23 protein-coding genes and 1 riboswitch are annotated in these 26,315 nt (G+C 43.3%); of the genes, 2 read left to right on the forward strand and 21 right to left on the reverse strand.

What is annotated here, in order from left to right:
• Window positions 1–39: 39 nt before the first annotated feature.
• From NSS80_RS18765 to NSS80_RS18780, 4 genes are all read right to left on the reverse strand, one after another.
• Complete coding sequence (locus NSS80_RS18765) at window positions 40–1,053, reverse strand: ABC transporter permease (protein ID WP_070326173.1); 1,014 nt, start codon at window positions 1,051–1,053, stop codon at window positions 40–42.
• Entirely contained in the window at window positions 1,050–2,546 is a 1,497-nt protein-coding gene (locus tag NSS80_RS18770) for a sugar ABC transporter ATP-binding protein (protein WP_065214934.1), read from the reverse strand. Before NSS80_RS18770 ends, NSS80_RS18765 begins: the two co-directional genes overlap by 4 nt.
• 69 nt (window positions 2,547–2,615) lie before the next feature.
• A complete protein-coding gene (locus NSS80_RS18775; protein WP_024423861.1) occupies window positions 2,616–3,734 on the reverse strand; it encodes a sugar ABC transporter substrate-binding protein in 1,119 nt (372 codons plus the stop codon).
• Between the two features lie 170 nt (window positions 3,735–3,904).
• Window positions 3,905–4,014, reverse strand: a riboswitch (SAM riboswitch).
• 97 nt (window positions 4,015–4,111) lie between these two features.
• Window positions 4,112–5,539: a right-handed parallel beta-helix repeat-containing protein gene (locus NSS80_RS18780; protein WP_342498382.1), complete on the reverse strand. Its 1,428-nt coding sequence runs from the start codon at window positions 5,537–5,539 to the stop codon at window positions 4,112–4,114.
• A 367-nt stretch (window positions 5,540–5,906) separates the two neighbouring features.
• Between NSS80_RS18780 and NSS80_RS18785 the strand changes: the two genes are divergently transcribed.
• A complete protein-coding gene (locus NSS80_RS18785) occupies window positions 5,907–6,998 on the forward strand; it encodes a branched-chain amino acid aminotransferase (protein WP_024426445.1) in 1,092 nt (363 codons plus the stop codon).
• Between the two features lie 316 nt (window positions 6,999–7,314).
• Here the strand turns inward: NSS80_RS18785 and NSS80_RS18790 are convergent, their stop codons facing one another.
• From NSS80_RS18790 to sigY, 13 genes are all read right to left on the reverse strand, one after another.
• The gene (locus NSS80_RS18790; protein ID WP_087977942.1) at window positions 7,315–7,713 is read right to left on the reverse strand and encodes a hypothetical protein; all 399 of its coding nucleotides are present in this window, start codon (window positions 7,711–7,713) and stop codon (window positions 7,315–7,317) included.
• Window positions 7,714–7,831: 118 nt separating this feature from the next.
• Window positions 7,832–9,160 carry a 6-phospho-beta-glucosidase gene (locus NSS80_RS18795; RefSeq protein WP_342498383.1) on the reverse strand — a complete coding sequence of 443 codons (1,329 nt, stop codon included), beginning with the start codon at window positions 9,158–9,160 and terminating at the stop codon, window positions 7,832–7,834.
• Window positions 9,157–9,483: a PTS lactose/cellobiose transporter subunit IIA gene (locus tag NSS80_RS18800; RefSeq protein ID WP_024427495.1), complete on the reverse strand. Its 327-nt coding sequence runs from the start codon at window positions 9,481–9,483 to the stop codon at window positions 9,157–9,159. The genes NSS80_RS18795 and NSS80_RS18800 overlap by 4 nt, the downstream gene beginning before the upstream one ends.
• A 26-nt stretch (window positions 9,484–9,509) precedes the next feature.
• A complete protein-coding gene (gene celB, locus NSS80_RS18805; RefSeq protein ID WP_025093803.1) occupies window positions 9,510–10,859 on the reverse strand; it encodes a PTS cellobiose transporter subunit IIC in 1,350 nt (449 codons plus the stop codon).
• Window positions 10,860–10,873: 14 nt separating this feature from the next.
• Window positions 10,874–11,179, reverse strand: a complete 306-nt coding sequence (locus NSS80_RS18810) for a PTS sugar transporter subunit IIB (RefSeq protein ID WP_024423869.1) — start codon at window positions 11,177–11,179, stop codon at window positions 10,874–10,876.
• 122 nt (window positions 11,180–11,301) lie between these two features.
• On the reverse strand, window positions 11,302–13,245 hold the full coding sequence (locus tag NSS80_RS18815) for a BglG family transcription antiterminator (RefSeq protein WP_342498384.1): 1,944 nt from the start codon (window positions 13,243–13,245) through the stop codon (window positions 11,302–11,304).
• A 237-nt stretch (window positions 13,246–13,482) separates the two neighbouring features.
• On the reverse strand, window positions 13,483–14,097 hold the full coding sequence (locus NSS80_RS18820) for a class F sortase (RefSeq protein WP_135031496.1): 615 nt from the start codon (window positions 14,095–14,097) through the stop codon (window positions 13,483–13,485).
• A 59-nt stretch (window positions 14,098–14,156) separates the two neighbouring features.
• Entirely contained in the window at window positions 14,157–15,548 is a 1,392-nt protein-coding gene (locus tag NSS80_RS18825; protein WP_317221753.1) for a copper amine oxidase, read from the reverse strand.
• Window positions 15,549–15,673: 125 nt separating this feature from the next.
• Entirely contained in the window at window positions 15,674–15,787 is a 114-nt protein-coding gene (locus NSS80_RS18830) for a hypothetical protein (RefSeq protein ID WP_223250414.1), read from the reverse strand.
• Between the two features lie 82 nt (window positions 15,788–15,869).
• Window positions 15,870–17,240, reverse strand: a complete 1,371-nt coding sequence (gene gdhA / locus NSS80_RS18835; protein ID WP_317221752.1) for an NADP-specific glutamate dehydrogenase — start codon at window positions 17,238–17,240, stop codon at window positions 15,870–15,872.
• Between the two features lie 311 nt (window positions 17,241–17,551).
• A complete protein-coding gene (locus NSS80_RS18840; RefSeq protein WP_046312798.1) occupies window positions 17,552–17,767 on the reverse strand; it encodes a hypothetical protein in 216 nt (71 codons plus the stop codon).
• On the reverse strand, window positions 17,764–18,075 hold the full coding sequence (locus NSS80_RS18845) for a YxlC family protein (RefSeq protein WP_034281336.1): 312 nt from the start codon (window positions 18,073–18,075) through the stop codon (window positions 17,764–17,766). Before NSS80_RS18845 ends, NSS80_RS18840 begins: the two co-directional genes overlap by 4 nt.
• On the reverse strand, window positions 18,072–18,605 hold the full coding sequence (sigY, locus tag NSS80_RS18850) for an RNA polymerase sigma factor SigY (protein ID WP_041118218.1): 534 nt from the start codon (window positions 18,603–18,605) through the stop codon (window positions 18,072–18,074). The genes NSS80_RS18845 and sigY overlap by 4 nt, the downstream gene beginning before the upstream one ends.
• Window positions 18,606–19,066: 461 nt before the next feature.
• Here sigY and NSS80_RS18855 point away from each other — a divergent pair, with 461 nt between their 5' ends.
• Entirely contained in the window at window positions 19,067–20,104 is a 1,038-nt protein-coding gene (locus NSS80_RS18855) for a pectate lyase (RefSeq protein ID WP_034281462.1), read from the forward strand.
• 57 nt (window positions 20,105–20,161) lie between these two features.
• On the opposite strand, the gene cydC is transcribed toward NSS80_RS18855, so the two are convergent.
• The 4 genes from cydC to NSS80_RS18875 are packed head-to-tail and all read right to left on the reverse strand — an operon-like array spanning window position 20,162 to window position 26,039.
• Window positions 20,162–21,895 (reverse strand): thiol reductant ABC exporter subunit CydC, encoded by a 1,734-nt coding sequence (gene cydC, locus NSS80_RS18860; RefSeq protein ID WP_317221751.1) that lies wholly within the window; start codon window positions 21,893–21,895, stop codon window positions 20,162–20,164.
• Window positions 21,885–23,621, reverse strand: a complete 1,737-nt coding sequence (gene cydD, locus NSS80_RS18865; protein WP_041118222.1) for a thiol reductant ABC exporter subunit CydD — start codon at window positions 23,619–23,621, stop codon at window positions 21,885–21,887. The genes cydC and cydD overlap by 11 nt, the downstream gene beginning before the upstream one ends.
• Entirely contained in the window at window positions 23,621–24,637 is a 1,017-nt protein-coding gene (gene cydB / locus NSS80_RS18870; protein ID WP_041108365.1) for a cytochrome d ubiquinol oxidase subunit II, read from the reverse strand. Before cydB ends, cydD begins: the two co-directional genes overlap by 1 nt.
• The gene (locus NSS80_RS18875; protein WP_163114663.1) at window positions 24,624–26,039 is read right to left on the reverse strand and encodes a cytochrome ubiquinol oxidase subunit I; all 1,416 of its coding nucleotides are present in this window, start codon (window positions 26,037–26,039) and stop codon (window positions 24,624–24,626) included. Before NSS80_RS18875 ends, cydB begins: the two co-directional genes overlap by 14 nt.
• Between the last annotated feature and the right edge of the window lie 276 nt (window positions 26,040–26,315).

The following is a 26,315-nucleotide window of genomic DNA, read 5'->3' on the forward strand; positions in this document are numbered from 1 at the left end:
GACGGAGAGAGGACTCGAATGGTTTTAAAAAATACGCAGTTAGCCTCGTTGTTTGTAATATGTCAGCGCCAGTGCAAGGGCCAGCACAGAACCTTTCACAATATCCATTGCATAATAAGGGACAGACATCATCACAAGCCCATTTTGTAAAATACCAATGAGTACAGCCCCGATAAAAGTGCCAAATGCGTTTGGCTTACCTGCCCCCATGACGGAAAAGCCGATAAAAGCAGCCGCTACTCCATCCATTAAATATGGTGCACCCGCATTAATTTCTGCTGTCATCACCCTTGATGCAAGTACGATTCCGCCGATCGCTGCAAATAACGCAGAAAGCAGATAGGCCGAAATTTTGTATTTGTTCACATGTATGCCAGACAAACGAGCCGCTTCCTTATTCCCACCGATGATGTACATGAATCGGCCGTGCTTTGTGTAGGTCATGAAAACATGCGCAAAGAGTACAATGGCAGCCATAATGAGAATGATATATGGCACCTGTCCAATTTTGCTGAAAAAGGCAGGAATCGTTCCCGTTGAGAACGTGCCATCGGGAAGCACCATATTTTCAGAAATGGTCGCCCCTTTCGTATACGTTTGAGCCAGTCCTTGAATGATAAACATCATGGCTAATGTCATGAGCATATCTGGAATTTTCATTTTGACGATCATCCATGCATTTATCAATCCAACAATAATAGAAGCCGCTAGTGCAGAGAGGATTGCAATCAGTGGGTTTTGCGAGAACCATACGAACATAGAAATGACAATCGCATTTGATAGCGTAGCGACTGATCCAACTGATAAATCAAAGCCGTTTACTGCCAATGAGATGGTTAAGCCCACCGCAATGATGGTCACAATTGAGATAGACCGTAGAATATTGATGATATTTCCTGATTGCAAAAACGCTGGATTCGCTGCCGCAAATACCACAATCAACACAACAATGGTTAAGATCGTCCCATATCGATAAAAGAAATCAAACAGATGAAAGGATGGCCGCTGTTTTTTGATTTGCTGCACAGGGGCTGGAATTTGTTGTTCGCTCATGATTGTCCTCCTGTTGAATGATATAAAAGCTCCTCTTCAGTCGTCGGTGCGGTCATTTCCCGGGTAATGCTGCCATCATATAACACGTATACTCGGTCAGCGATACCTGCAATCTCTGACAGCTCACTCGACGCATAAATCACAGATTTTCCGCGGGCGGCAAGCTCTGCAATCAAAGTGAAAATATCTTTTTTCGCTCCAACGTCTACACCTTTGGTTGGTTCATCAAAGAGATACACATCTGCCTCAGCCAGCAGCCATTTTCCGATAGCAACCTTCTGCTGATTTCCACCCGATAGGTGCTTCACCTTTGCTTCAAGCGACGGCGTTTTGACACCAAGTCGTTTGACGATTTCGTCTGCTTCCCGCTTTTCCTTCGAACGATGTAAGAAGCTGAATATCCTTGAAAATGAATGAAGACTTGCAGCCGTTAAGTTCCACCCCACGCTCTCTTCGGTCAGGATCCCTTCTTTTCTCCGCTCTTCAGGCACAAGGGCCATTCCAGCTCTCACAGCTTGATGAGGCGAAGTGATGCGAATGGTTTGACCATGAAGCTGCACGGTCCCCGTCTTTTTTTCTGAGGCACCAAAAAGGGCTTTGCACAATTCTGTTTTACCAGCACCGACAAGTCCTGCGATCCCGAGAATTTCTCCTTTTTTGACATAAAAGTGAATGTTGTTTAATTTATGTTGATCGTTTAGCTCTTTCACTTCAAGCACAATAGGTGCATCTTTCAGTGGCCTGCGAGACGGGAATTGCTCCTCTAATGGTGCGCCTAGCATTTCTTCAATGACCTGCTGCGGATTTGTGTCTTTGACAAGGTGAGCTGCGACATCCGTTCCATTTCGCATCACAGTCAATTCATCACAGATGGTGAAAATTTCAGGCATGCGGTGAGAAATAAACACGATCCCCGTCCCATTCTGTTTCAACCGATCAATCATTGAGAATAATTTGCTTGTTTCTGCATGACTAAGCGGAGCCGTTGGTTCATCTAAGATTAAAATGCTGCATTTAATGGAAACAGCCTTGGCAATGAGCACCAACTGTTTTTCGGCAAGGGTCAGATCGCTGACAAGTCGTTTTGTGGAGATGTCGATGTCCATTTCTTTTAATAGTTGAGCCGCCTTGCGATGCAGCTCTTTCCAACTGACAAATGTTTTTTTCTCAATTTCATGCATCATCATATTCTCACCAACAGTTAAGTAGGGAACAAGCGCCGTATCCACTTCTTGATGGACCGTCTGCACACCATATGAGGATGCATCCTTTGGGGTTTGAATGGATGCCGCCTGGCCATTGATGTAGATGGTCCCGTCGAAGTGGGAATGAGCGCCAGAAAGAACCTTCATTAACGTTGACTTCCCAGCACCATTTGCTCCAATCAGTGCATGGACCGTCCCTTTTTTTAATGTGAAATTCACTTGATCTAACGCTTTGACCCCTGGGAATTCAATTGAAATATTTTTCATACGAACAAGCGGCGCTGTCATAGGTGTCCTCCTTCTCTTGATATCATCTGAAAAACGAAACACCCTCTATGAAAAGAGAGTGCACGTCGCTTATTTTGTATAATGCTTCTTCAAGGTCTTCATCCAATCTTCCTCAAAAGCAGTCGATGAACCGAATCCCTTCACTTCGTCTGCAAGATTGACCATGTTAATGGCTTTTCCTGCTTGCTGAAGCTGCTTTTGCGAGATGAGAGAGGCCTCAAGGTCATAGGAAGCTGGTGTTTTCTCACCAGCTATTTTCTTCGCAAGAATCCTCACGTCGACTGCACCGATGAGCTTCGGATCAACCGCTGCTGTATACTTCCACGGACTGTCCTTCGCCGTCATTTCTTGAAGATCCGCATTTGACACATCAATCCCATAAATCTTTACTTCTGTTCTTCCTGCTTCCTTTAACGCTCTTGCTGCCCCAATGGCAAAGGCATCCCATGTGGCAAAAATAGCGTCCAGCTTGCCCTTTGGATACTTATTCAGCATGGCTGCTACTGCATTTTGCGTTTGAACAGACGTATCAGAGGAGGCAATACCAAAGCGGTCAAGCTCCTTGATCCCTGAATGTTGTTTAAGCGTTTCTTGATAGACCTTATTTCGTCTCACCATTGGCGGGAATCCATCTACCCACAGGTATGCAATATTTGCTTTTCCTTTAAAATCAGACACAAGCGCATCTAATGATTTTTTCGCTAATTGTTCGTCATCTTGAGACGTCACTGTGACCCCTTTGATGTCCTTCAGCTTAGGATTCGAATCAAATGCTACAACTGGAATGCCTTTCGCTGTGATCTTTTTCACATCAGCGACTGTCGCCTCGTCGTCCCCGTGAGAGATGATAAAGCCATCATAATTTTCTTCAAGCGCCTGAGAGATGGCATCATGGAACTTCGCTGTATCTCCATTTGCGGTGTAGACATCTACCTTAAAGCCAAGTGCCTCACCTTCTGCCTTGGTCCCCGCTAAAAATTGAGCTGTATGATCGTCTCCTCCAATTTTGCGGATGACTTTAATTTTTGCCCCCTGTCCCTTTGCAAATCGCTTCGGTACATTGTCAAAGGAAACCTTTTCGTTCGTATTTGCTTTTGAGCCTGCACTTGATCCGGTGCCGCAGCCTGTTAACAGGACGGTCAATGCCGTTAATAAAACAAGAAATGATGTAAAATGCTTACGCTTCATTGCTGTTCCTCCTCAAGTTGTTTTTATTTTTCACATCGGAAAACTAGGTAAAGAAGTGGAAATACGCCTGTAAAACAGGCATTTGATTCGAAAAAGAGACGAAAAAAAGCCTCTCTTTGAAAGAGAGGCTTGATCACCGTTGCATGAAACATGTATCGGGAAGTCTTCCTCTCTTATCTGTCAAAGCTGTAACAGCTTTGCAGGAATTAGCACCAATTTCTAAAAAAGAAACGGTTGCTGGGCGTCATAGGGCCAGTCCCTCTGCCTCTCTTGATAAGAGATCCGTTATGAAATTTGTTTTCGTTGAAATGTCTTCTTTACTTTAATGTGATGTCACATCAATGTCAATGACTTTTTTGAAAATTTCTAAAATATCATCAACTTCCGATGGTTTTCTTCGCAGGTGATGATTTCTTCAGACGGAAATCATATTTTTTCTCATTCACAAATTGTGGGTTGAGATGTGCTGATCCTTTATCTTGACCGCTTTTAGAGAGATACGTTTTGTAGCCTTCCATCCATTTCCCGCGCCAAATCCACTGTGATGCTTTCGCACCTTTTCGGTCATCATAAACGTTCTTCTGGAAGGTATTCTTTTGGTTCACTTGATAAAGATTCACGACCAAGTAATGCGAGGCACTAGCTGACATGATATTATTCGTGATTCGATTGTTCACTGCTTGATACTGCATTAGCAATTGACCGCCTTCTAAGCCGGCTGTGTCATTTTTGTACAAAATATTATGTGAAATCGTCGTATTGGTTGTACCGCCCCGCTTCTTATCATAGCCGCCAATAGAAATGCCTGTATAACGGTTTAAATATACTTGATTGTGTTCGATGCGGATGCGGTCTGCCATTTTTCCCTTATGTTCGCTTGTGACTTCAATCCCCAGATCATTGTGATGTGAGATGTTATGATCGATCACAATGTCTTTTCCGCCATCAACATAAATTCCGCCAGCGGAGATGTCGCTGCCATAGGCTGGGTTTCCTGCACTCGTAATCTCATATACTTTGTTTCTAGAGACAACCCCATTTCTCACTTGATCATACTTTTTGGAGGGTGCTACGTTCTCAAAACCAATTAAATCAATGCCAATATTATCAGTGTGCCGGACCGTGTTATGTGTCACACGGAACTTTTTGACGTTTCCATTTAGCACAAGCGCTTCACTGAAGCCCAGCTTTAATTTTTCAACGGTATTTCCTTTGATTTCAATGTCTTCAATCGCTGCAGGAGCTTTTGTCCCATAGACAGCAATTCCATGTGCATTTCCATTTTTATGTTTCGTCTGAATGTCATACACTCGGTTATTAAGCAGTTTGACGCCTTTACCGCTTCCTTTGATGAAAATACCAACTGGTGTCAAATCTTCTTGATTCGTCTTAAGATGTCCTACAGTCAGGCCTTTGAGGGTGATGTAGCTTTTTTGATCGATCGTGACAAGTCCTCCATCGGCTTGATTTCCTTTAAGGGAAGCCCCGCTAATTACAGGCTTTTCTTTTCCGTAAGCTTGAAAGACAACGGGTGCTTTCTTTGTTCCTGAATGGCGGACAACCAATTTTTCTTTGTATGTACCGCCTCTCATGTAAATGGTTGCCCCAGCCTTCGCCATACTTGCTGCTTTTTTCAACGTGCGGAAAGGTTTTTGCTTTGTGCCCGGGTTTTTGTCGCTTCCGTTTACCGCTACGTAATAGGCTGTGCTTTGCTTTGCGCCAGCCTCATCTGTCATCGCCTGACAGCCAAAGCTGATCACGGTCATGAATAAAATGAGTAAAATGCCTGGTATCGCTCGTTTCATCTTGTTATTGCTCCTTTCTCTTCTCTTCTTCCTTTATCGGTTAAAAAAAAGAGGATTAAAATATGACGATGTCCCTTGCAATGTACTAGTCAAAAGGTGTATGGTTGAAAGAATATCTTACAGGAAAACCTCTCGTTTTTAAATTGTCAGATTAATCAGTTAATAATGCATTTGGATTTTATTTCTTTTTTAAAAAGGGGTGATAGGAGTCATACTGACAGCAGAGAGAAGGAAAGCGCTTTAACAGATTTTTCTTGTCTGAATTCCAGAAAACCTATTGCTAATATTTTGTGAAGGTATAGAATAGAATCATAATTATTTCATATTATTAGAATTTTCAAATAACCAAACAGCAAGGAGATTTACAATGCCAAAACAACCCATCCGCGTTGAACTTAGTTCAACAAAAAAACCAAAACCCCAATCTGATCAACTTGAATTCGGAAAAATCTTCACAGATCACATGTTTGTGATGGATTATTCAGTTGATAAAGGCTGGTACGATCCAAGAATTATCCCTTATCAGGCCATTCCAATGGACCCAGCTTCGATGGTCTACCATTATGGTCAATCTGTTTTTGAAGGCTTGAAGGCTTATGTTTCTGAGGATCAAAAAATTCTCTTATTCCGTCCGGAAAAAAACATGGAGCGCTTAAACAGATCCAATGACCGCCTGTGTATTCCGCAAATTGATACAGAAACAGTATTAGAGGGCTTAAATGAACTCATTCGTATTGATAAGGATTGGGTACCTGATGCAGAGGGCACTTCCTTGTATATTCGTCCATTCATTATTTCCACTGAGCCATATTTAGGCGTTGCACCGTCTAGCACGTATAAGCTGCTCATTATCTTATCTCCAGTGGGATCATACTATAAAGAAGGCATTCATCCGGTCAAAATTGCAGTTGAAAATGAGTTTGTCCGTGCCGTTAAGGGTGGAACAGGAAATGCCAAAACAGCTGGAAACTATGCCTCAAGCCTTAAAGCACAGCAAGTTGCTGAAACGAAAGGATTTTCACAAGTTCTTTGGCTTGATGGGGTCGAGAAAAAGTACATTGAAGAAGTCGGCAGCATGAATATCTTCTTTAAAATCAACGGAGAAATCGTGACGCCTGAATTGAACGGCAGCATTTTAGAAGGCATCACACGTAACTCTGTACTTGAGCTGTTAAAGCATTGGGGAATTCCAGTAACAGAGCGCAAAATTTCAATTGATGAGTTAATTGAAGCACATCAATCTGGCGAGCTTGAAGAAATTTTCGGGACTGGAACGGCAGCTGTCATCTCTCCTGTAGGAGAATTAATTTATCATGATCAGCCATATGTGATCCAAAATGGTCAAACAGGCGAAGTATCGAAGAAATTGTACGAAGCCATTACTGGCATCCAAAAAGGGACACAGCCAGACATCTTCGGCTGGACAGTTGAAGTTGACTCAGTCGTCAAGCAAGCATAAGCATATAAAAGAACCTTTCAATCATGAAGGGTTCTTTTTTGTTTATTCACCTCTCCTTTATCCCTTATAATGGTAAATGCACATACATAAGGAGAGTGATGGTATGTTTTTTACTTATCTACTAGCGTTCTTTGGGATCTGCATCGGATCGATGATCGTCGCCACTGGTTTCGACGATTCACCGTTCCTCACCCGGTTTCTATTTAAGGCGCTTGGGATTTCTATCCTTGCTCTTTCCATTACTTTTGTGAAGGTCAGACGAAAGAAGTTACAGAAAAAAAGGCGAAATAGACTTAGTTGACCCGTCTGCTTCCCATCAAATCGTGCACCAAAACAAGACCGACACCCCGACAATCGCCCCTGTGTATATCCACTGTTTCCTTTTGATGCTCCGCTTTTTTTCGATCAGTAAAAAGATCTCTGGCAAAAAGATGATCATGATTTCTAGGATAAAGACAAGATAATAAACAAGCGGCATTGGCCGGAAATCAAATTTTCTTGCATCTCCTCCAATCGTTGCAAAATACATCAACAGATTGGTCACCGGAATGGTAAAACAAACGAGCAGGCGGAGAACATAGATCCACACATATTCCTTATGCCGAATGAGGCCAACAAATGAAGCAATAAGGCCATACAAAAACAAGATCACTGTACCATAACTCATGACAGGCTGTACGACAAACCCGTAAAACATTAAACCAATTGCAACCATATTCCAACAGTCCTTTCTTTGAAGCCATACATGCTGTTTTTTCTAATCATACACTTCTTTCTCCAGTTTCCATATGGGGCAATCATAAAAAATGACCCCATGAAGGGGCCATTATGTGTTAAGCATTGACTGATTTGAAGAATTGCGGTAAATGTTCACGATGCGCTTCAAGCATTTCGTCTAAAATTTGCTTTGCAATTTCGTCAGATGGGACGAGCGGGTTGATGGTCATCGCCACAAGAGCTGTCTCGTAATCTCCTGTCACAGCCGCTTCTGCTGCCACACGCTCGAATGATTTGATTTGTTGAACGAGTCCTCTTACAGCTATAGGCAGATCACCTATCGCGATTGGTTTTGGTCCGTCCTTCGTAATGATACAGTTTACTTCAACCGCTGATTCAGCCGGAATGCTGGCAATCGCCCCTCTGTTCACTGTATTGACTGGTTGAATGTCGTGCTTATCATTATAGATGGAGCTGATTAAGTTACAGGCCGCATCGCTGTAATAGGCCCCGCCTCTTTTTTCGAGCTGTGGTGGTTTAATGGACAAATCAGGATCTTTATAAAGCTCAAATAATTCCTGCTCAACCTGCTGTACAACCTCTGCTCGTGTTCCTTTTTCTTGAGCCGCCTTTTGCTCTTCTTCCAGCATATCTTTCGTTTTATAGTAATAGCGGTGATACGGACATGGGATGACCCCTAATCCTTTCACAAAAGAAGGCTCCCAGTTTTTCGCTTCAATGTTTCTCATGGACCACTGGCTGTTCGGATTTCCTAGTTCATCAAGCACTTGATCCATAATGCTGACCCCGTCTAAATATACGTCTAATCCATAGACCATGTGATTGAGACCGGCAAACTGTACCTCGATGCGTTCAACGTCCACATCAAGCGCTTTGGCAATCCCCATTTTGATCCCAATCGGCACATTGCATAGACCGACCACTTTTTTTAGATTCGTGTAGCGTAAAACAGCTTCAGTGACCATGCCCGCTGGATTTGTAAAGTTCACAAGCCATGCGTCTGGGCAAAGCTCTTCCATATCCTTCACAATGTCTAGAATGACTGGGATGGTCCGAAGGCCTTTAAATAAACCGCCTGGTCCGTTCGTTTCCTGACCGATGACGCCGTATTTAAGCGGTATTCTCTCATCCTTTGCCCGTGCTTCCAGCAGTCCTACACGAAATTGTGTCGTCACAAAATCTGCATCCTTCAAGGCTTCCCGGCGGTCAAGAGTCAGGTGTACCTCAATCGGCAGACCCGCTTTTTCAACCATACGTTTCGCCAGAGCGCCTACGATGTTTAACTTTTCCTGACCTGCTTCAATATCCACAAGCCATAATTCCTTTACAGGTAATTCATGATATCGTTTAATAAACCCTTCGACGAGCTCAGGCGTATAGCTCGATCCACCGCCTATTGTGACAATTTTGATTCCTTCTTTCATGAATTGACACCTCCGAGTTGCTTCATTTTTTCATGGAGTTCGATGATTTCTGCTGCGAGCTCCTTGACGGTCATTGCGTTCATGAGATGATCCTGCGCATGAATCATTAAGAGGCTAATATCCGTCTTTTCGCCCCTGATTTCTCCTTGGATCAGCTCTGTCTGTGCGTGATGCGCCTCATTTAACGCGTCTTGTGCGTCCTGCAATTTTTGCTTCGCCTCATCAAAGTTTCCTTGTTTTGCACATGTAATGGCCTCCATCGCGGAGCTTCTGCCATTTCCGCCGTGCAGGATGAGTTGAAACACAATTTGTTCCATTTCCATCGGCCGCATCCCCCTTGTTCCCTCTATTACATGCTGACGACATTTTCATCAGTTGATGCTTTTGTTTCTAGCTCACTTTCTTCTCTCAATTTCTGCTTATCCCACATTCTAAAGAATGGGTAGTATAGAGCAAATGACAGCGCAAGGTTAATCAGCTGCATGACAGCACCAGAGATTTTGCCTCCTGTGGCGAGATAGCCTGAAATGATTGGCGGCATGGTCCATGGGACAGCGATCCCGGCTGGTTTTGCCACAAGCCCTGTGCTCATTCCGATATATGTGGTGATGATCATCATGATTGGCGTAAGGATAAACGGAATGAGGAGCATTGGGTTCATGACAATCGGCATTCCAAAAATGATCGGTTCGTTGATGTTAAAGATGGCTGGCCCAATGGCAAGGCGGCCAAGCTGTTTCATTTGTTTACTTCTGGCGCGTAAGATCATGGTCAGCACCAAAGCAAGCGTTGCTCCGCTTCCGCCGACGTTGATGAAGATTTCAAAGAACTGCGCTGTGAAAATATTCGGCAGTACTTCTCCTGCTTGGAATGCAAGACGGTTCTCATCCATTGCACCGAGCCAAATTGGCCCCATGACGCCGCCGACAATGGTTGCTCCGTGAATACCACATGCCCAGAGGAGCATTTGCACACCCATCGCAACGATACTGCCGCCTAAGCTGCCACCAAGAATCGATAGCGGTGTGCCAATTAAGACCGTGATGATATTATGAATACTCTCAAAAGGTGTCATCTCAATCACAAGTCTAGCGACCCAGATCAGGGTGATGACCACAAAACCTGGAATAAGTGCAATAAACGATTTACTGACTGCTGGCGGTACACCATCAGGCATTTTGATCACAATGTTCCGCTGTACAATGAAGCGGTAAATTTCGGTTGAAAGCATGGCAATAATCATGGCAACGAATAAACCTTTACTGCCCATCAGTGTGACAGGAATTCCCCCGCCTACTAGGATAGCTTCTGTTGAGCCTTCAGGTGTGAAAGGTACTTGATATGGTGTAGCCAAAAGGAAAGCCGCAACAGCGATCGCACCAGATGATAGCGCATCAACGGCATACTTTTCAGCAAGCCTGTAAGCAATCCCGAAGGTCGCAACAAGTGCCATAATGTCAAAGGTTGCATTCACAGGATAGGATAGTTTCGTGGCCCATTCTGCTCCAAAGATACTTGCCATAAAATCGCTGTATCCTGGGATCGGAAGGTTAGCTAAAATGAGAAACAGTGAACCGACAATAATGAGAGGCATGGTTAAAACAATTCCGTCACGCAATGCTTGTAAATGTCTTTGAGCGGCAATCTTCCCTGCAAACGGCATGACCTTCTCTTCTAGAAATCGGTTGAATCCATTCATCCCCTCCGCCCCCTTTATCCGTTCACTAACTGTTCAGCAGATTTTAAAACCTCAGCGCCATTACATACGCCATAGTGCACAGTATTAATCACGTCTACTGGGATTCCTTTTTCTTCTCCGAGCTTTTTCATTTGCGGTAATAAATATCGAACCTGAGGTCCTAATAAAAGCACATCGGCTTGATCAATATGATTTTTCGCAGAATCTCCTGATACTGCCCAAATACGATATTCTTTTCCTTGTTCTTGTGCGCTTTTCTCCATTTTTGTGACAAGTAAGCTTGTAGACATACCTGCTGCGCAAACCAATAAGATGTTCATGTGTAAACGCCCCCTTTTCAAAGTGTGAAGCTATTCTTTACACATTCATCATATTATGAAACCGCTTTCATAAACACCCATACTTTTTCCTTTAGGAAGCGGAAAAAGTTAGTATCACACAGTTAGTTCTTGTACGATGGAGCCTTTTTATACATGATATCAAGCATGTCTTCAAATGTATCACAGGCGATCAGATGCTGAATGAATTTCACATTATGCACAAGCTCCCCCAGCAGGCGGTACATGCCTTTTAAATCTTTGGCATTCTCTTTTTCGACACAAAGCAGGCAGACAAATTGAACCTTTTTCTCTCCCCAAATGATTGGTTTTTCTAATGTACATATCGCCCAAAACGTCTCATCTGTCAGCGGCGTCATCGGGTGCGGAATCGCTGTATAATGTCCGAAAGAGGTAGGGGCAGCCTCTTCTCTTTCCATGACAGATGGTGTGAGTTCAGCTGGCGCTAAGCCCATATCGATGACTTTTTGCGTTAAAAAGGTGATGACCTCTTCCTTTGTTTGAAAGGCGCGTTTTGTAAAAACCAATTCCTTTTTCATATATTGAGAGGCCAATGTCACCCTTGTTTCACTCGTCAGGGCTTCTTCAATTTTTAAAAAATCACCGCCTCCCAAAATGGTGTTCACTTGAATGACTGGAACTGGTAAATCCATATGAATTGGGATCGTTGTAATAATCAAATCCAAGGCATGCAAAGAGACATGCGGAAGCGAATATAGCTCTGCTGTTCCTAAAATGGTCAGCTTTGATCCAAATTGTGACCGCAAACGATCCTGCAGCAGCCTTGCACTCCCTGCACCAGACGCACAGACAATGAGACACCGCTTCGGCGGGATCTCCATTTTCCTCCGCTCTAAAGCCGCACCAAAATGAAGCGCCATATATCCGATTTCGTTCTCATGAATACTCAGCCCTTCCTCTTCTTCAAGAACCCTGCTGGCGATAATCCCCGCTTCAAAAGCAAGGGGATACCCCGCTTTTATTTCATCAAGCATCGGATTTCTTAAGTTCATTCCATATTTACATCGGTTGATGGCAGGCTTTAAGTGCAGACTCAATCCAATCATTAGTTCCGTATCACCGGCTAAATCAAGCTGCAGTTTTTGATCAATAGTCTTCAGCATGAGCTGTACAAGCCGGCTCGTGTCATCATCTACAATTTGTTTTTGACCGCTCGAGGAAAAGGACTGTACCATTTTGGCTGTTCCTAGCAAATGAATGGTGATATAGACAATTTCCTCTTGTGGAAATGAGACATCCAGCAGCCCTTCAAGACGCTCCACCATTTTTTTAGCGACCTTATATTCCTTTGCCCGGGGAATTTCGCTGATTTCCTCTGGAAGAACAGATACATAGTTTCCGTGTCTAATTCGTTTGCATGCAATGGCGACATGAACGATTAAATTATTCATGCAAATGTCTGATAGATTCATACCTTCCTCATTGATATAATTGATCATTGTTTTCTGAATCAATTCGAGTTCATGCTTTGGCAAAATGGTAACAGCTGTGTTCAGCATCGTTTGATAAGAACGACATTCATTGAATAAATATTCTGACATACAATAACGGATTTTCACCTCTGATCCCTTGATTCGGCAGCCTTTGCCCGGCTTCGCTTCCAGCTTCAGACCAAAGGGCTCCAGCTTACGTTTGACCGATTTCACATCGTTGCTCATCGTTGATTTACTAATAAACAGCTGCTCCTGTAAATCCTCCAGCTTCACATAGGATTCTGCCAAAAGAAGCCTTTTTAAAATAAACCGAACACGCTCCTCTGGCAGCACAGCAAGCGGCTCTTCCTGCTCGACCTCCTCCTTCATAAAACGGCGAAAGGCATTCTCATCGTTGATCAACAGCTCATAGCCGGCTCCTCTAACAGCTGTTACAGCTGCTTGATAAGGGGCAAGACGGTCGTTCAGTTCTTTTATGTCTGTACGAATGGTGCGGCTTGTCACTTGTAAACTGGCAGAAAATGCAGCGCTTGTGAGCGGGGTCTCAGCTGCCATGAGTTGACTTAAGATGTGCGCCAGTCTTTTACTCAGCATCAGATCGGCCTCCTTATGTAGGGGTGGAGAATCTGCCTTGTCTGGACAGGTTGTATACGCTTGCAGTTCTCTTCATTACTCATATTCTACTGAAAAGAAATAAAAATTGCCAACTCATATATATGACAAATGCCCCTATTTATACAACTAACCATATCTAATGTCCTATGAATCTTTTTGAAAGATACTTGCGAAAACCACGAAAAAAAGGCGTACACCATCGTGTACCCGCCTTCTTTATGAAGAGATCAGCTGGGTAAAGACAACCAATCTTTTTTCATGCGTACCTGCTGCATGATCAAATGTCCCTGTACAAGTGATTAAATTGAGATTCCGTGTAAAGGCGTATCCAAAAAACGCATTAGGCTTCTCTTCACGCGGATAACTTCTTACTTTTATGACTTCAAAGGTTCGCTTTTTTCCTGATGAAGACGTGACGATCACCTTGTCTCCCTTTTTTAGCTCCTTTAATCGATAAAAAACCGATGGACCCCATTTATTATCTACATGGCCGTTCATGACGGCATTCCCTTTATCTCCCGGCTTTGGACCATCTTCAAACCAAGCCGTGTTGTCTGTTTCCTGAGGGACACCCATACTGCCATCCTTTGATAAAGCTGTTTTCTCCACTTTTGCTTTGACATCAATCGCGGGAATGGCGATTTCTGCTGGTACAATACCAGACGGCTCGTCTTTTAATGTATCGTGTGAGTGGTTCTTTTTCTCAGCTTGATGTGTGGTCATTTCCTTAGAAGCTGATATGTTTTTTGAGGATGACGATTCATTCATTGACTGTGATGAACAGCCTGTGATGATGAGAAGCGAAAGAATACTGAGCAGCCAATTCTTCATCTAAGCCGGCCTCCTTTTGAAGAAAGGAACGGCACGATTATGCACGTTCCCACCTGTCTTTATGAGTTAGAATTTGATGCCTTACGGCGAATGAGGAAAAATGCACCGGCTGCACCGCCTGCTAGGATTAAACTTGCGATCATTCCCGCAAATGCTTCATAGGACATGCCTAAAGGACCTGCTGTGCCTCCCATGCCTGTTTTCGGCATTTCATTAGGCATATTGGATTTGAACAGCTCAGGATGCTGATCAACAATCGCTGCTGCGACATCCTGACCAACCATGAACATATGACCATAAGCCTCTCTCACTGTCGGATAAAGCTGATCATATTCGCCATTATGGTAAGACGTATATGTTTTGATCAGCTCATCAATATGTGTTTTCAAACCAGCCTCTAAATCAGCTGCCTTTAAACGTCCATCTGTCGCTTGATCTAGGAATTTCGCTTGCTTCATTCGATACGCATCTAAATCTTTGACAGCCTTTTCTTTTGCTTGTTGATTCCCTGATGCATCCGCTTTGACATAATCAACTAAATAGCCGATATGGCTTGACCAAATATCTTTGAATTGTTTGCCTGCATCTTTACCATAAACAGATGCAATCGCAGCAGATAAATCATTTGTGTTTTCATTTAAAGCCGCTGCTGCCTGTTTAAAGTCCTTACTGCCATCATTTCCTTTTTGCATGGCAACTACCGCGAGTGCCAAATGCTCTGAGAACAAGTAGTTTAAATCTTCACGAAGATCCGCTGCTGGTGTATCCACTGACTTTTGATCAAATTTCCCAGGAAATTGATCTGTGATGGCCCATGACACGCCTTTTCCTACCTCAAACATATGATGAATGGATTTTCTAACCGTTTCATAGGTCGTATCAAAATCCTTTTCAGTATAGCTGTCAAACGCTTTTAGCAGTTCATTCACATGCATCTTCAAGCCTTCTTCAAGCTCACTTGCTTTCAGTCTGCCGTCTGTTGCTTGATCGAGCATATCGGCTTGTTTCATTCGATATTGATCAAGCTGCTTCATCGCTTTCTTTTTACCTGCATTATCTTTTTTCGCTGCGGCTTGTACATAGTCAACAAAGTAGCCGATATGACTTGACCAAATGTTCTTGAATTGTTTGCCTGCTTTTTTTCCATACACAGAGGCAATTGCATCTGATAAGTCATTCGTGTTGTCATTTAAAGCCGCCGCTGCTTGATCGAAGTCTTTACTGCCGTCAATTCCCTTTTGCATTGTGATCACTGCTAAATAGGCATGCTCTGAAAACAACTGATCTAGTGCTGCTCGAAGATCTGCGGCTTTATTTGACACCTCTTGTGACGAAGACGTCTTCTTCGCCTCCCCATGCATATGTCCTTCGTGTGCACTTGCGATATGAGCCGCTGGGAATAATAACGCTGCGCTCAGTGGAATGGTTAACATTGCTTTCTTCATGTTCATCTTTTATTTCCTCCTCTTTCCGTTTGTTATGTACTTAACGGAGAGAGGGAGAAAATAGATCATTCGATTCTATTATTTTTTTCTTACAACACAGGCTCTGTATGATTGCATAAAAAAAAGCCGGATTATCCGGCTGATACGTTACGACGTTTAGATGCTTTTCGCTCTTTATATATTTTTCTCACCACTGGATAAATCACAGGTGCCCATTTGACAATTTGTTTCAGCCATTTTTTCATTTCCCCCGCGCCTCCTTATTGTCATTCTTAAAGGACGATTCCCCATCTTGTCATGAAATAAACAGGTGCGGGAGAGCAGGAGTTAAATCACGCCTTGTGCGATCATGGCATCTGCCACCTTACGAAATCCTGCAATATTTGCTCCAACCATGATGTTTCCTGAGTGTCCATATTCGTCTGCTGTCTCTGTACACTGACGATAAATAGACTGCATCATTTGTTTCAGCTGAGCATCTACTTCTTCAAATGTCCAAGATATTCTTGCACTGTTTTGTGCCATTTCCAATGCTGATACACCTACACCGCCAGCATTCGCTGCTTTTGCCGGCGCAAACAAAATACGATTCTCTTCAAATACTTTGACCGCCTTAAGAGTGGATGGCATATTGGCTCCTTCTCCTACAGCGATGACACCATTTGCCACAAGCTGCTGTGCATGCGCCTCTGATATTTCATTTTGTGTTGCACATGGCAGTGCAATATCACAAGGAACGGACCAAATTTGTTCGCAATCTTCAATTAATTCAGCATGCGGGTGAATGTCAATGTATGCCCCAATCCGCTGATTCTCGACTTCCTTGAGCTGTTTGATCGTCTCAAGTGAAATCCCTTGAGGATCATAAATCGCTCCGCTTGAATCACTGCAAGCCACAACCTTACCGCCTAATTCGATTACCTTTTCCATTGCATAGATAGACACATTTCCTGAGCCCGACACAACAACAGAACGTCCCTCAAATTGGAGCCCATGTGCTTTCAGCATTTCCTCCATGAAGTACACCAGTCCGTAGCCTGTCGCCTCTTTTCTCGCTAAGCTGCCTCCGAATCCAGGGCTTTTCCCCGTGAGTACACCTGCTTCATAAGCACCGCGCATTTTCTTGTACTGTCCGAACATATAGCCAATTTCGCGTGCTCCTACACCAATATCACCTGCTGGCACATCTTGATCAGGTCCAATATATCGGCCGAGTTCACTCATAAAGCTTTGAACGAAACGCATGATTTCTCCATCAGACTTCCCTTTAGGATCAAAATCCGATCCGCCTTTCCCTCCGCCAATCGGCATACCAGTCAGTGCGTTTTTAAAGATTTGTTCAAACCCTAAAAACTTGATAATGCTTGCATTGACGGTTGGATGGAAACGAATGCCTCCTTTATAAGGACCGATGGCACTATTGAATTGAACCCTAAACCCTCGATTGACTTGTACTTTGCCCTCATCGTCTACCCATGGCACTCGAAATACCACAAGCCGCTCAGGCTCAATGAGCCGTTCTAAAATGCCTTGTTTTTCATACTCTGGATGCTTCGCAAAAACTGTGACGAGTGATTCCAGAATTTCTTTTACGGCTTGCTGGAACTCCTCCTCGCCGGGATTTCGTTTTTCCACCTCTTCTAACACACGGTGGATGTAGCTTTGTGCTGTTTGTGCTGCTCGATCTAAGGTCAACATGTCGCATCTGCCTCCTTGTAGATATCTCCACACATTTAATTGTTAGATTTTCTAACGCATATTGAGATTAATTTAACACCAATTGTAAAATCTGATCAATATTGATAACAGATGAAAATGATGCCGAATTGAGATAGATCAAGCAGCCGCAGCGATTGTTTTTTAAAATAAGCGCTCAAGGAATGACTAATGTGCTAGAAACGAACGAGCGGATATTTCTCGTCCCGTTTTCTTTGACAAATACATGAATCATGATGAATTTCTAGCTGGTTTTCCATTGAAAAAAGGGTCAAAAGTTTGATCGGATGCACTCAATCTTTTCGGGGCGGCTTCCCGCCTCTTTTTCGATCAGGTAACACGACACAAAGCCAATATAAAATAGAAGACGATGGAAAGTTAATGAGACCGACAATGCCCCAAAACCACTTGTAACGCCCTCTTTTCTTTGCATCTATAAATAAAAGAAAGCCCTGTGCAAACAATAACGGCAAGACGCACAATAAGATGATCATTTCCGACTGACTCATACGGAAGACCCTCCTTTGATATGTTGATATTCCTTGTAGCCAACAACAAAGCAGATGGGGACGCTCACTATTTGGAGAAGAATGAAGATGATAGGCAAATGGGTAATGGCAGCTGCAAAGAGTGCTAGAATGGTCAAACTGATCAAAACGTATGCCAGCACTTCTTGTTTAAAACGCCTTTTCTCTTTTTCCTTCGCCTGTTTCAGCATCATCATGACAGCCTGCTCACTTGGCTTTTCCACTTCAATTTGTTCGTCTAGCTGCTGCAGTTCTTCTTTTAAACGTTCGGTCAAACGATCTTCCTTCATAAATCCCACTCCTTTCGAATTTTCTTTAATCCATGATGAACCCTCGATTTCACAGTGCCTTCTCTCATTCCAAGCATTGAAGCCATTTCTGGGTAGGTAAATCCATAATAATAGTGCAGAATAATCGGTGCTCTCTCCTCAGCCTTTAATTCATTTAAAGCATCCCACATGTCATGCCATGTGTTCCCCTTTTGCTGAACGTCCCATTTAAAGCGGCGTATGGCTTCCTGATTTGCTTTTCCTTCTCTCATTTGTTCACGTTTTCTTTTCTTCTGGTGATCTAAAAATTGCCTAGATGCAATCGAAATGAGCCAGGTTGAAAATAAGGCATCTCCTCTAAATGAAGAAAGTTTCATATACGCTTTCAGCATCGTTTCTTGCATGATTTCCTCTGCCAGCTCTTGTTGAAGGGTCAGCTTCAACATATATCGGTAAAGAAAGGAATAATGATGCCGATAAAGGGCTGTAAACGCGGCATCATCTCCCTGTTTTGCCCGCTGAATCAATAATGTCTCTTCTGTCTGCTCCAAGCACGCCCCTCCTTCCTTTTCTTCTCTTACTCATAAGACGACACGGATGACAATATCGTTTAAATTAGACCTTATTTTTTAGCATTCCTTCTATGATTCTCGTTTTATATCCAATTTTTTCTTATGTAATGATTATGGCATTCCTTCTTCTCTAACAAAATGATGCGTTTATAATCATCTTGATTTTCTACCAAACGGAGAGCCTCCTCTCCATAATCAAGATGTCATCCTCATACCTATCGACAATGGTCCTTATCTCATGAAGATGAAAATGAAATAATCATTGGCTTAGCTTCCTAGAAAATCATGGAATACGCTGCGCCTATCCTTAGCCGATGATACCTTTTTGCATGCTATGCTCATCCTACATTCCGAAAGAAGCAATGCTTGTGAAGGAAGGAGGAGTGGTTGAATCACAGCTTATTTTGGAAACGTTTTCATTAAAATAAAATAGAATGGAGATGTTGAGTTTGAAAAGAAAAATTCCAATGTTAGCCGGTGTATTAGCTGTTGGTCTCGTCACTTCATTATTTGCACCAAACGGGGAGGCAAAGGCAGCAGCCAAATATCCAGAAAGCCCTTCTATTATGGCCAACTTTAATCAACAAGGCTTCTCCACATTAAATGGCGGCACAACAGGCGGTGAAGGCGGTAAAACCGTCACAGTCAAAACTGGAAATGAACTATTGGCTGCCCTCAAAAATAAAGGAACAAACGAAAAATTAAAAATTGTTGTAGACGGGACCATTACCCCTTCTAATACATCAGCCAATAAAATCGATGTGAAAGATACAAATAATGTCTCGATCGTCGGTAAAGGGACGAACGGCGAATTGAATGGAATTGGCATTAAAGTATGGCGTGCCAATAACATCATCATCCGCAACTTGAAAATCCACCACAGCAAAATCGGTGACAAGGATGCCATCGGGATCGAAGGCGGTTCTAAAAACATATGGGTCGATCATAATGAATTGTACAACACATTGAATTCCGGGAAGGATGATTACGATGGTTTATTTGATGTAAAAAATGACTCTGACTACATTACCTTCTCGTGGAACTATGTACATGACAGCTGGAAAACAATGCTCATGGGCAGCTCCGATAACGATAACTACAATCGAAAAATTACGTTCCACAACAACCGCTTTGAAAACCTAAACTCTCGTGTACCGTCTATGCGCTTCGGGGAAGGACATGTCTATAACAACTATTATAAAAACATCCTCACAACAGCGATTAACTCACGTATGGGCGCGAAAATGAGAATTGAACACAACGTATTTGAAAACACCACAAATGCCATTGGAAGCTGGGACAGCCGTCAAGTTGGTACATGGCATGTCATCAACAACTCGTATATTAACAGCACAGGCAGTCTGCCAACGTCTTCAACAGGTACGTATAACCCTCCTTATAACTACTCTTTGCTTAACGTGAACAATGTGAAATCAGAAGTGATATCAAATGCAGGTGTTGGTAAAGTAAACCCTTAAACCACAAAACGTTCGGGCAGAGATTTCCTGTCCGAACGTTCTTGTCATTTCATTCATTTATATAGTAGAAAATGGACGATCCATTTCATACAACTTTTGATAACGCGTATTTTCTTTTAGTAAATCCTGATGCTGACCCTGCATCTCAATGCGCCCGTTTTCAATAAACATGATGCGGTCACATGCCTCACAGCCAGTCAGGTGATGGGTAATCCAAATAACTGTTTTCCCTTTTAACACACGGAAGATGGTTTCAAGCAATTCACGCTCTGTCCGCGGATCAAGCCCGACGGTCGGTTCATCTAATACAACTACCGGCGTGTCCTGAAGCAATATCCGAGCTAACGCCATACGCTGTCTTTCTCCACCTGAAAATCGAACCCCTGTCTCCTGAACACCTGTGTGATAACCTTCTGGCAAAGACTCAATGTAATCATGCAGCTGCACTTGTCTTGCTGCTTCTTTTACCTGTTCTTCTGTCGCCTCTGGAGATCCTAAACGAATATTGTTTAAAACAGACGTATCAAATAAATAAGGCTGTTGATTGAGCACAGACACATAGGCAGACACCTTCTCTTGAATGCTTTGAACCGATTTCCCTTGAATGCTGACCGCTCCTTGATTTGGAACGACTGCCCCTTCTAACAATTTTAAAATGGTCGATTTGCCTGCACCGCTTTTTCCTAAAAGCGCGAGTGATTCCCCTTGCTTCAGAGAAAATGACAGGTCTTGAAGTACATAATGTTGTGTGTCATACCGAAAGGACACTTGATCAAAACAGACAGCTTCATCGTGAGAAATGGCTGACTGATCCACTGCCTTGCTCTCAGCTTCTCCTTCATATGACTGCTTTTCATAATGATGTAATCTGCTGACAGCATGCTGATAGACGGGAATATCACCTGCCGCATCTGACAGCGGAAGAAAGGCTTCTGTTAACGGAAACAGCACAAGTACAAAGGCTGCAATCAGTGTGTGTGACATGGATCCTGACTGAACGACCGAGCCGCTCCAATACACAACAAGCACGACAGCTCCTCCAATCAAGAGCTGTGCCAAAAATTGACGCACGCGGATAAATCGGTGTTTGGCTGCTTCAAGCGCTAACAGCTGTGCTTCTTTCTGTTCATATCCATCCACAAAATCTTTCTGCCTGCCGCTGAACAGCCAGTCACTAACGCCCATGACTGCATCTGTTAAATGGCTGTACAGTTCATTTCTGCCTTTTTTCATTTGAATTAGTCTTGCCCGGTTCACAAGCACTGTGACGTATGGGAAAACGAATACGAGAAGTGCCATATAAAGCAGCATCAGTCCAGCAAAAGGCCATGAGAAAAGGCCAAGTGCTCCAATGGATGCGGCATATAAAAGCAGTGCACCGATAGATGGAAAGATGGTTTTTAAATAGGCATCCTGCAATCTCTCCACATCATCTGACAAGAGACCAAGCATTTCACCTGTCCCCAGCTTTGTCTGTTTGGCACTTCGTTCAGCCATGTCATAGAGGCGTACACGCATTTTTTCAATCATTGTCAAAATGAGCTGATGACTTGCCAGCCTTTCTGCATAACGGGCAGCAGAGCGCGAAATACCAAAGGTACGTACGGCCACAATTGGAACGTAGACCATGAGTATATTCTCAGGTCTTGTCGCAGCCTTTGAAATGAGAAATCCCGACGTGTACATCAGCATAGAAGCAGAGAATACCGCAATGGCTCCTAAAAATAAAACCAAGGCAAACAGCTTTTGATTCTCCTTGATATAAGGTATAAACCAGCCTTTACTGACCATGTGTGACCGCCCCCATTTGCTCCTGTACCAATTGATAATACACGCCTTTTCTTTGCATTAATGATTCATGTGTCCCCATTTCTGCGACGGTTCCTTGATCCATGACAATGATTTCATCCATGTCCGGCATCCAATGGAGTCTGTGTGTCGCTAAGAACACAAGTTTATGTTCAAACAGTGGAAGCATTGTTTTCTTCAGTTCATACTCTGTTTCAATATCGAGATGCGCCGTTGGTTCATCTAACAGCATAATGGACCGCTGGCCCAGCACAGTTCGAGCAAGCGCAATTCTTTGCGCCTGTCCTCCGCTTAGCTCTCTTCCCTGTTCTCCAATGACTTCGTCCAGCCCATTTGGCAGCTGTGTAACCAGCTGAGATAAGCCAGCTTCATGCACCGCTCTTTCCACTTCTTCCTCTGTTGCATTTGGTTCATAAAAACGAATGTTTTCTCTTAATGTCATGTGAAATAAATAGGGGTGCTGCGGCATATAGACAACTTCCTTTTGCCATTCCTTCATCTGTAAATGACCGAGCGGTTGACCGTTTAGCGTGATTTGACCCGAAGACGGCTCAACAAAACCGCCGAGGACATCGGTTAACGTCGATTTCCCTGAACCACTGGCACCAATGATGCCGATTTTTTTCTTCCCTTTGACAGTGAGATCTACATCCTGAATGGAATAAGGGGCATGTTCATCATGCTGAACACAAACATCCTGCAGCGTGAGCACGGATTGTTCATCCCACTTATTCAGCTGCACAGATTTTGTCTCCTGGGCGCGGAAGCCTTTTTCTTCTAAAATGACCTGCATGGCTTCATTCGCTTCTTTTCCATTTAACGTCGCATGATAGTCATTTCCCACTTCACGTACCGGCAGAAAATACTCCGGCGCCAGCATAAGCGCCGTCAAAGCCGGCAATAACAGAAGCTCTCCTTCAATTAAACGTAAGCCAAGAAAAACAGCGACGGTTGCAATTGATAGCATGGAAAAGAAATCGAGGGCAAACGATGACAGAAAGGCGACCTTCAGTGTACTCATGGTCGCTTTTCGATATCGCTTTGACACCTCCGCAATATGACGGGAGTGTTTTTTGCTGATACCTAAGTAACGAAGCGTCTCAAGGCCCCGGAGAGAGTCAGTAAAATGATTGGATAATTTCTCATACGATCTCCATTGTTTGGCCGCTTTACGCTGAGCAACAAGGCCTAGCAAAATCATAAAAATAATTAAAATTGGCAGCGTCACAATTAAAATGACGGCTGATGTTTCATCTAATGTCCACACATAGATAAGGACCATCGCCGGAATCACTGCCATGTTCACCATTTTCGGCAAAAACAGCTGTAAATACTGACGGTATTGAGCAATTCCTTCCATTGCTAATGTGACAAGCTTTCCTGTCCCTTTTTTCTTTGCGAAGGCAGGCCCTAATCGAAAGAGTTGGTCTAACAGCTGCTTTCTGACGTCTGCTCCAATTCGGGAAGAGTAGGTAAACATGACCTTCTCCCGAATCAAGGTGAGACCGTGCCGCACAACAAAGGCAGCAAGAAACAGCATGACATAAGGCGTTGCCTGCGAGAGGCTTTTCCCGTCAAACAGCGTTGTAATGGCATGTGCCAGCCACTGTGCTTGGAAAATAATACTTGCTCCTTGGATGAGTGACACAATACCTAAGAGGGCAAGAAGCCCTCTCATTCCTTTTAATTGAAGCAAACGTTTATCCATTAGTAGGTCATTGGCTCCTTACCGCTTACACGTTTACGGAAGACGTAATAGCTCCAAATTTGATACCCAAGCACAAAGGGCAGCAAAGAAACAGCAACAATCGTCATGACCGTCAGTGAATAAGATCCAGATGCAGCGTTTTGAATTGTGAGATCAAATGAATGACTGATTGAACTAATCATGACGCGCGGGAACAATGCAGTGAACAGCATGGACACCGTCACCATGATGCCTGCACCTGTGAATAAGAATGTCCAGCCATCACGTTCTTTTCTCATCAAAACAAGGGCAGCTACATAGCAAACCACAATCAGCACAGTTAATGGAATGGTGATGATCGGGCGTACAGTATAAATATCTGTTTCAATGATGGACACACCGACAAATATAACAAGAACAGGGAGTGCAATGAGCAGGACACGCTGGCCTAGTTTTCTTGCACGGTCTCTTAAGTCACCCTCTGTACGAAGTGTGACGAAAATCAAGCCATGCAGCAGACAAAGAACCGTCACAGCTAACCCGCCGATCACTGAGTAAAGATTCACAAAGTCCGTAAATCCAGCGTACATGTTCATGTCTTGATCAATTGGCATCCCGCGTAAAATACTCGTGAATAACACACCGAGCAAAAACGGCGGAAGCAGACTGCCAAAGAAGATCACCCAGTCCCACGCTTTAATCCAAGAGGCTTTCTCAACCTTCCCTCGGAATTCAAAGGCGACGCCGCGCCCAATGAGCGCTAAGAGGAGAACCGCAAACGGAATATAGTATCCGCTGAACATCGTGGCATACCAGTGAGGAAATGCAGCGAAAATAGCGCCGCCAGCTGTAATCAGCCAGACCTCATTCGCATCCCAGAAAGGACCAATCGTATTGATTAAAATTCGGCGCTCGTGCGCGTCCTTTCCAAGCAGCTGCATGGACATCCCGACACCAAAATCAAATCCTTCTAAGAAGAAAAATCCAACAAACAATACTGCGACAAGAATAAACCAAATCTCGTTAAGATATGCCATGATATGCGCCTCCATCAAATGGATCTGTAGACAGGTCCGTTTCATCCTTTTGATCTGTATCCTCTTCAGAATGTGCACCTTTTTTAATTTCTCGAATGAATAAGTAGGCAAGCAAAATGGCAAGAATCAGATACATCGCCGTAAAGCTAATGACTGAGAATAACAGCATGCCATACGATACGTTCGGTGAAATCGATTGAGCTGTCGTCATCATACCAAAGACGGTCCACGGCTGACGCCCGATTTCAGTCATGATCCAGCCGGCTGAATTCGCAATAAACGGGAACGCAATCATCCCTACCATGAAGCGTAAAAACCATTTGTTTGTTTCGAGTTTCTTTCTAAAGCTCAAGTACAAACCAATCATACTAGCAAAAATCATCAGCATGCCGGCACCGACCATGATTCTAAAGCTCCAGAATGTTGTTTTCACTGGCGGAATATAGTCCCCAGGACCAAACTTGGCTTCATATTCTTTTTGAAGTGTCAGCATGCCTGGAACATCTCCACTGAACTTCGAATATGCCAAATAACTTAAGGCAAACGGAATATTGATCTCCGCAGAGTTTTCTTTTTTATCTGTGTCAATGTTGGCAAATAGTGTCCAAGCCGCTGGATCTCCACTATCCTTCCAAAGGGCTTCACTTGCTGCCATCTTCATTGGCTGTGATTTCATTAAGTGCTTCGCTTGATCATGTCCAGAGAACGCTACACCTAAGCCAGAAATTAAAGCGAGGATCATCGCAATCTGGAATGATTTTTTGAAAAAGGCGATTTCTTGTTTTTTGATCATTTTATAGGCACTAACGCCTGCAATAAAGAAAGCACCTGTTGCCAGTGCACCAAACAGAACGTGCGGGAACTCAACCCAAAGCTGCGGGTTCGTCACAAGAGCGCCAAAATCATTCATTTCTGCACGGCCATTTTTAATGGAAAATCCAACTGGCTCCTGCATAAATGAGTTGGCGAGTAAAATCCAAAACGCCGAAAAGATCGTACCAAGAGAAACAAGCCAAATGCACAATAAATGAATCTTCTTCGGCAGACGATCCCAGCCGAATATCCAAAGTCCAATAAATGTAGATTCAAGGAAAAAGGCCAAAAGTGCTTCAATGGCAAGCGGTGCACCAAAGACATCACCGACAAACCTTGAATAATCTGACCAGTTCATCCCAAACTGGAATTCCTGTAGAATCCCTGTTACCACACCTACTGCAAAGTTAAGTAAGAACAGGTGACCCCAAAACTTCGCCATCTTTTTATAGATGTCTTTTTTCTTGACGACATAAAGGGTCTGCATCAATGCGACGATAAACACCAAACCTATTGACATAGGAACAAAAATAAAATGAAATAATGTCGTTGAAGCAAATTGAAATCTTGCTAAAAACAGCTCACTCACAGCCTTACATCCTCCCTTACTTTACAAGCCGAACGATTCATGCTCACCATTTCACAAAATATTCACTATTTGTTCAATGTTTCACAAATAAAAGTCTATTTGAAATGGTTCACTCGGTGAAATTTTACTCTTGATTTTCATTCGGTTAGTTATTTATACCTGTACTTTACACCCATACGCTTCAAAAATAAAGTAAATTTTACCTAAAATTTGGATAGTATTGTGTCAGTTGTTTGAATACTTTGTCAAGAATATGTGACGAAAAATAAACAACCG

This window comes from Bacillus sp. FSL M8-0350 (assembly GCF_038593345.1).
GTDB classification, from domain to species: Bacteria; Bacillota; Bacilli; order Bacillales; family Bacillaceae; genus Bacillus; species Bacillus safensis.

What these genes read in the sequence shown, in the direction of transcription:
- NSS80_RS18765 (WP_070326173.1), bottom strand. Translation starts at nt 1,053, where the DNA reads ATGAGCGAACAACAAATTCCAGCCCCTGTGCAGCAAATCAAAAAACAG.
- NSS80_RS18815 (WP_342498384.1), bottom strand. Translation starts at nt 13,245, where the DNA reads ATGCTGAGTAAAAGACTGGCGCACATCTTAAGTCAACTCATGGCAGCT.
- NSS80_RS18800 (WP_024427495.1), bottom strand. Translation starts at nt 9,483, where the DNA reads ATGGAAATGGAACAAATTGTGTTTCAACTCATCCTGCACGGCGGAAAT.
- NSS80_RS18795 (WP_342498383.1), bottom strand. Translation starts at nt 9,160, where the DNA reads ATGAAAGAAGGAATCAAAATTGTCACAATAGGCGGTGGATCGAGCTAT.
- gdhA (WP_317221752.1), bottom strand. Translation starts at nt 17,240, where the DNA reads ATGTTGACCTTAGATCGAGCAGCACAAACAGCACAAAGCTACATCCAC.
- NSS80_RS18845 (WP_034281336.1), bottom strand. Translation starts at nt 18,075, where the DNA reads ATGAAGGAAGATCGTTTGACCGAACGTTTAAAAGAAGAACTGCAGCAG.
- cydC (WP_317221751.1), bottom strand. Translation starts at nt 21,895, where the DNA reads ATGGTCAGTAAAGGCTGGTTTATACCTTATATCAAGGAGAATCAAAAG.
- NSS80_RS18770 (WP_065214934.1), bottom strand. Translation starts at nt 2,546, where the DNA reads ATGACAGCGCCGCTTGTTCGTATGAAAAATATTTCAATTGAATTCCCA.
- NSS80_RS18820 (WP_135031496.1), bottom strand. Translation starts at nt 14,097, where the DNA reads ATGAAGAATTGGCTGCTCAGTATTCTTTCGCTTCTCATCATCACAGGC.
- NSS80_RS18855 (WP_034281462.1), top strand. Translation starts at nt 19,067, where the DNA reads ATGTTGAGTTTGAAAAGAAAAATTCCAATGTTAGCCGGTGTATTAGCT.
- cydB (WP_041108365.1), bottom strand. Translation starts at nt 24,637, where the DNA reads ATGGCATATCTTAACGAGATTTGGTTTATTCTTGTCGCAGTATTGTTT.
- NSS80_RS18790 (WP_087977942.1), bottom strand. Translation starts at nt 7,713, where the DNA reads ATGGTTGCAATTGGTTTAATGTTTTACGGGTTTGTCGTACAGCCTGTC.
- NSS80_RS18775 (WP_024423861.1), bottom strand. Translation starts at nt 3,734, where the DNA reads ATGAAGCGTAAGCATTTTACATCATTTCTTGTTTTATTAACGGCATTG.
- NSS80_RS18785 (WP_024426445.1), top strand. Translation starts at nt 5,907, where the DNA reads ATGCCAAAACAACCCATCCGCGTTGAACTTAGTTCAACAAAAAAACCA.
- NSS80_RS18825 (WP_317221753.1), bottom strand. Translation starts at nt 15,548, where the DNA reads ATGAACATGAAGAAAGCAATGTTAACCATTCCACTGAGCGCAGCGTTA.
- NSS80_RS18780 (WP_342498382.1), bottom strand. Translation starts at nt 5,539, where the DNA reads ATGAAACGAGCGATACCAGGCATTTTACTCATTTTATTCATGACCGTG.
- cydD (WP_041118222.1), bottom strand. Translation starts at nt 23,621, where the DNA reads ATGGATAAACGTTTGCTTCAATTAAAAGGAATGAGAGGGCTTCTTGCC.
- NSS80_RS18840 (WP_046312798.1), bottom strand. Translation starts at nt 17,767, where the DNA reads ATGAGTCAGTCGGAAATGATCATCTTATTGTGCGTCTTGCCGTTATTG.
- celB (WP_025093803.1), bottom strand. Translation starts at nt 10,859, where the DNA reads ATGAATGGATTCAACCGATTTCTAGAAGAGAAGGTCATGCCGTTTGCA.
- NSS80_RS18810 (WP_024423869.1), bottom strand. Translation starts at nt 11,179, where the DNA reads ATGAACATCTTATTGGTTTGCGCAGCAGGTATGTCTACAAGCTTACTT.
- NSS80_RS18830 (WP_223250414.1), bottom strand. Translation starts at nt 15,787, where the DNA reads ATGAAAAAATGGCTGAAACAAATTGTCAAATGGGCACCTGTGATTTAT.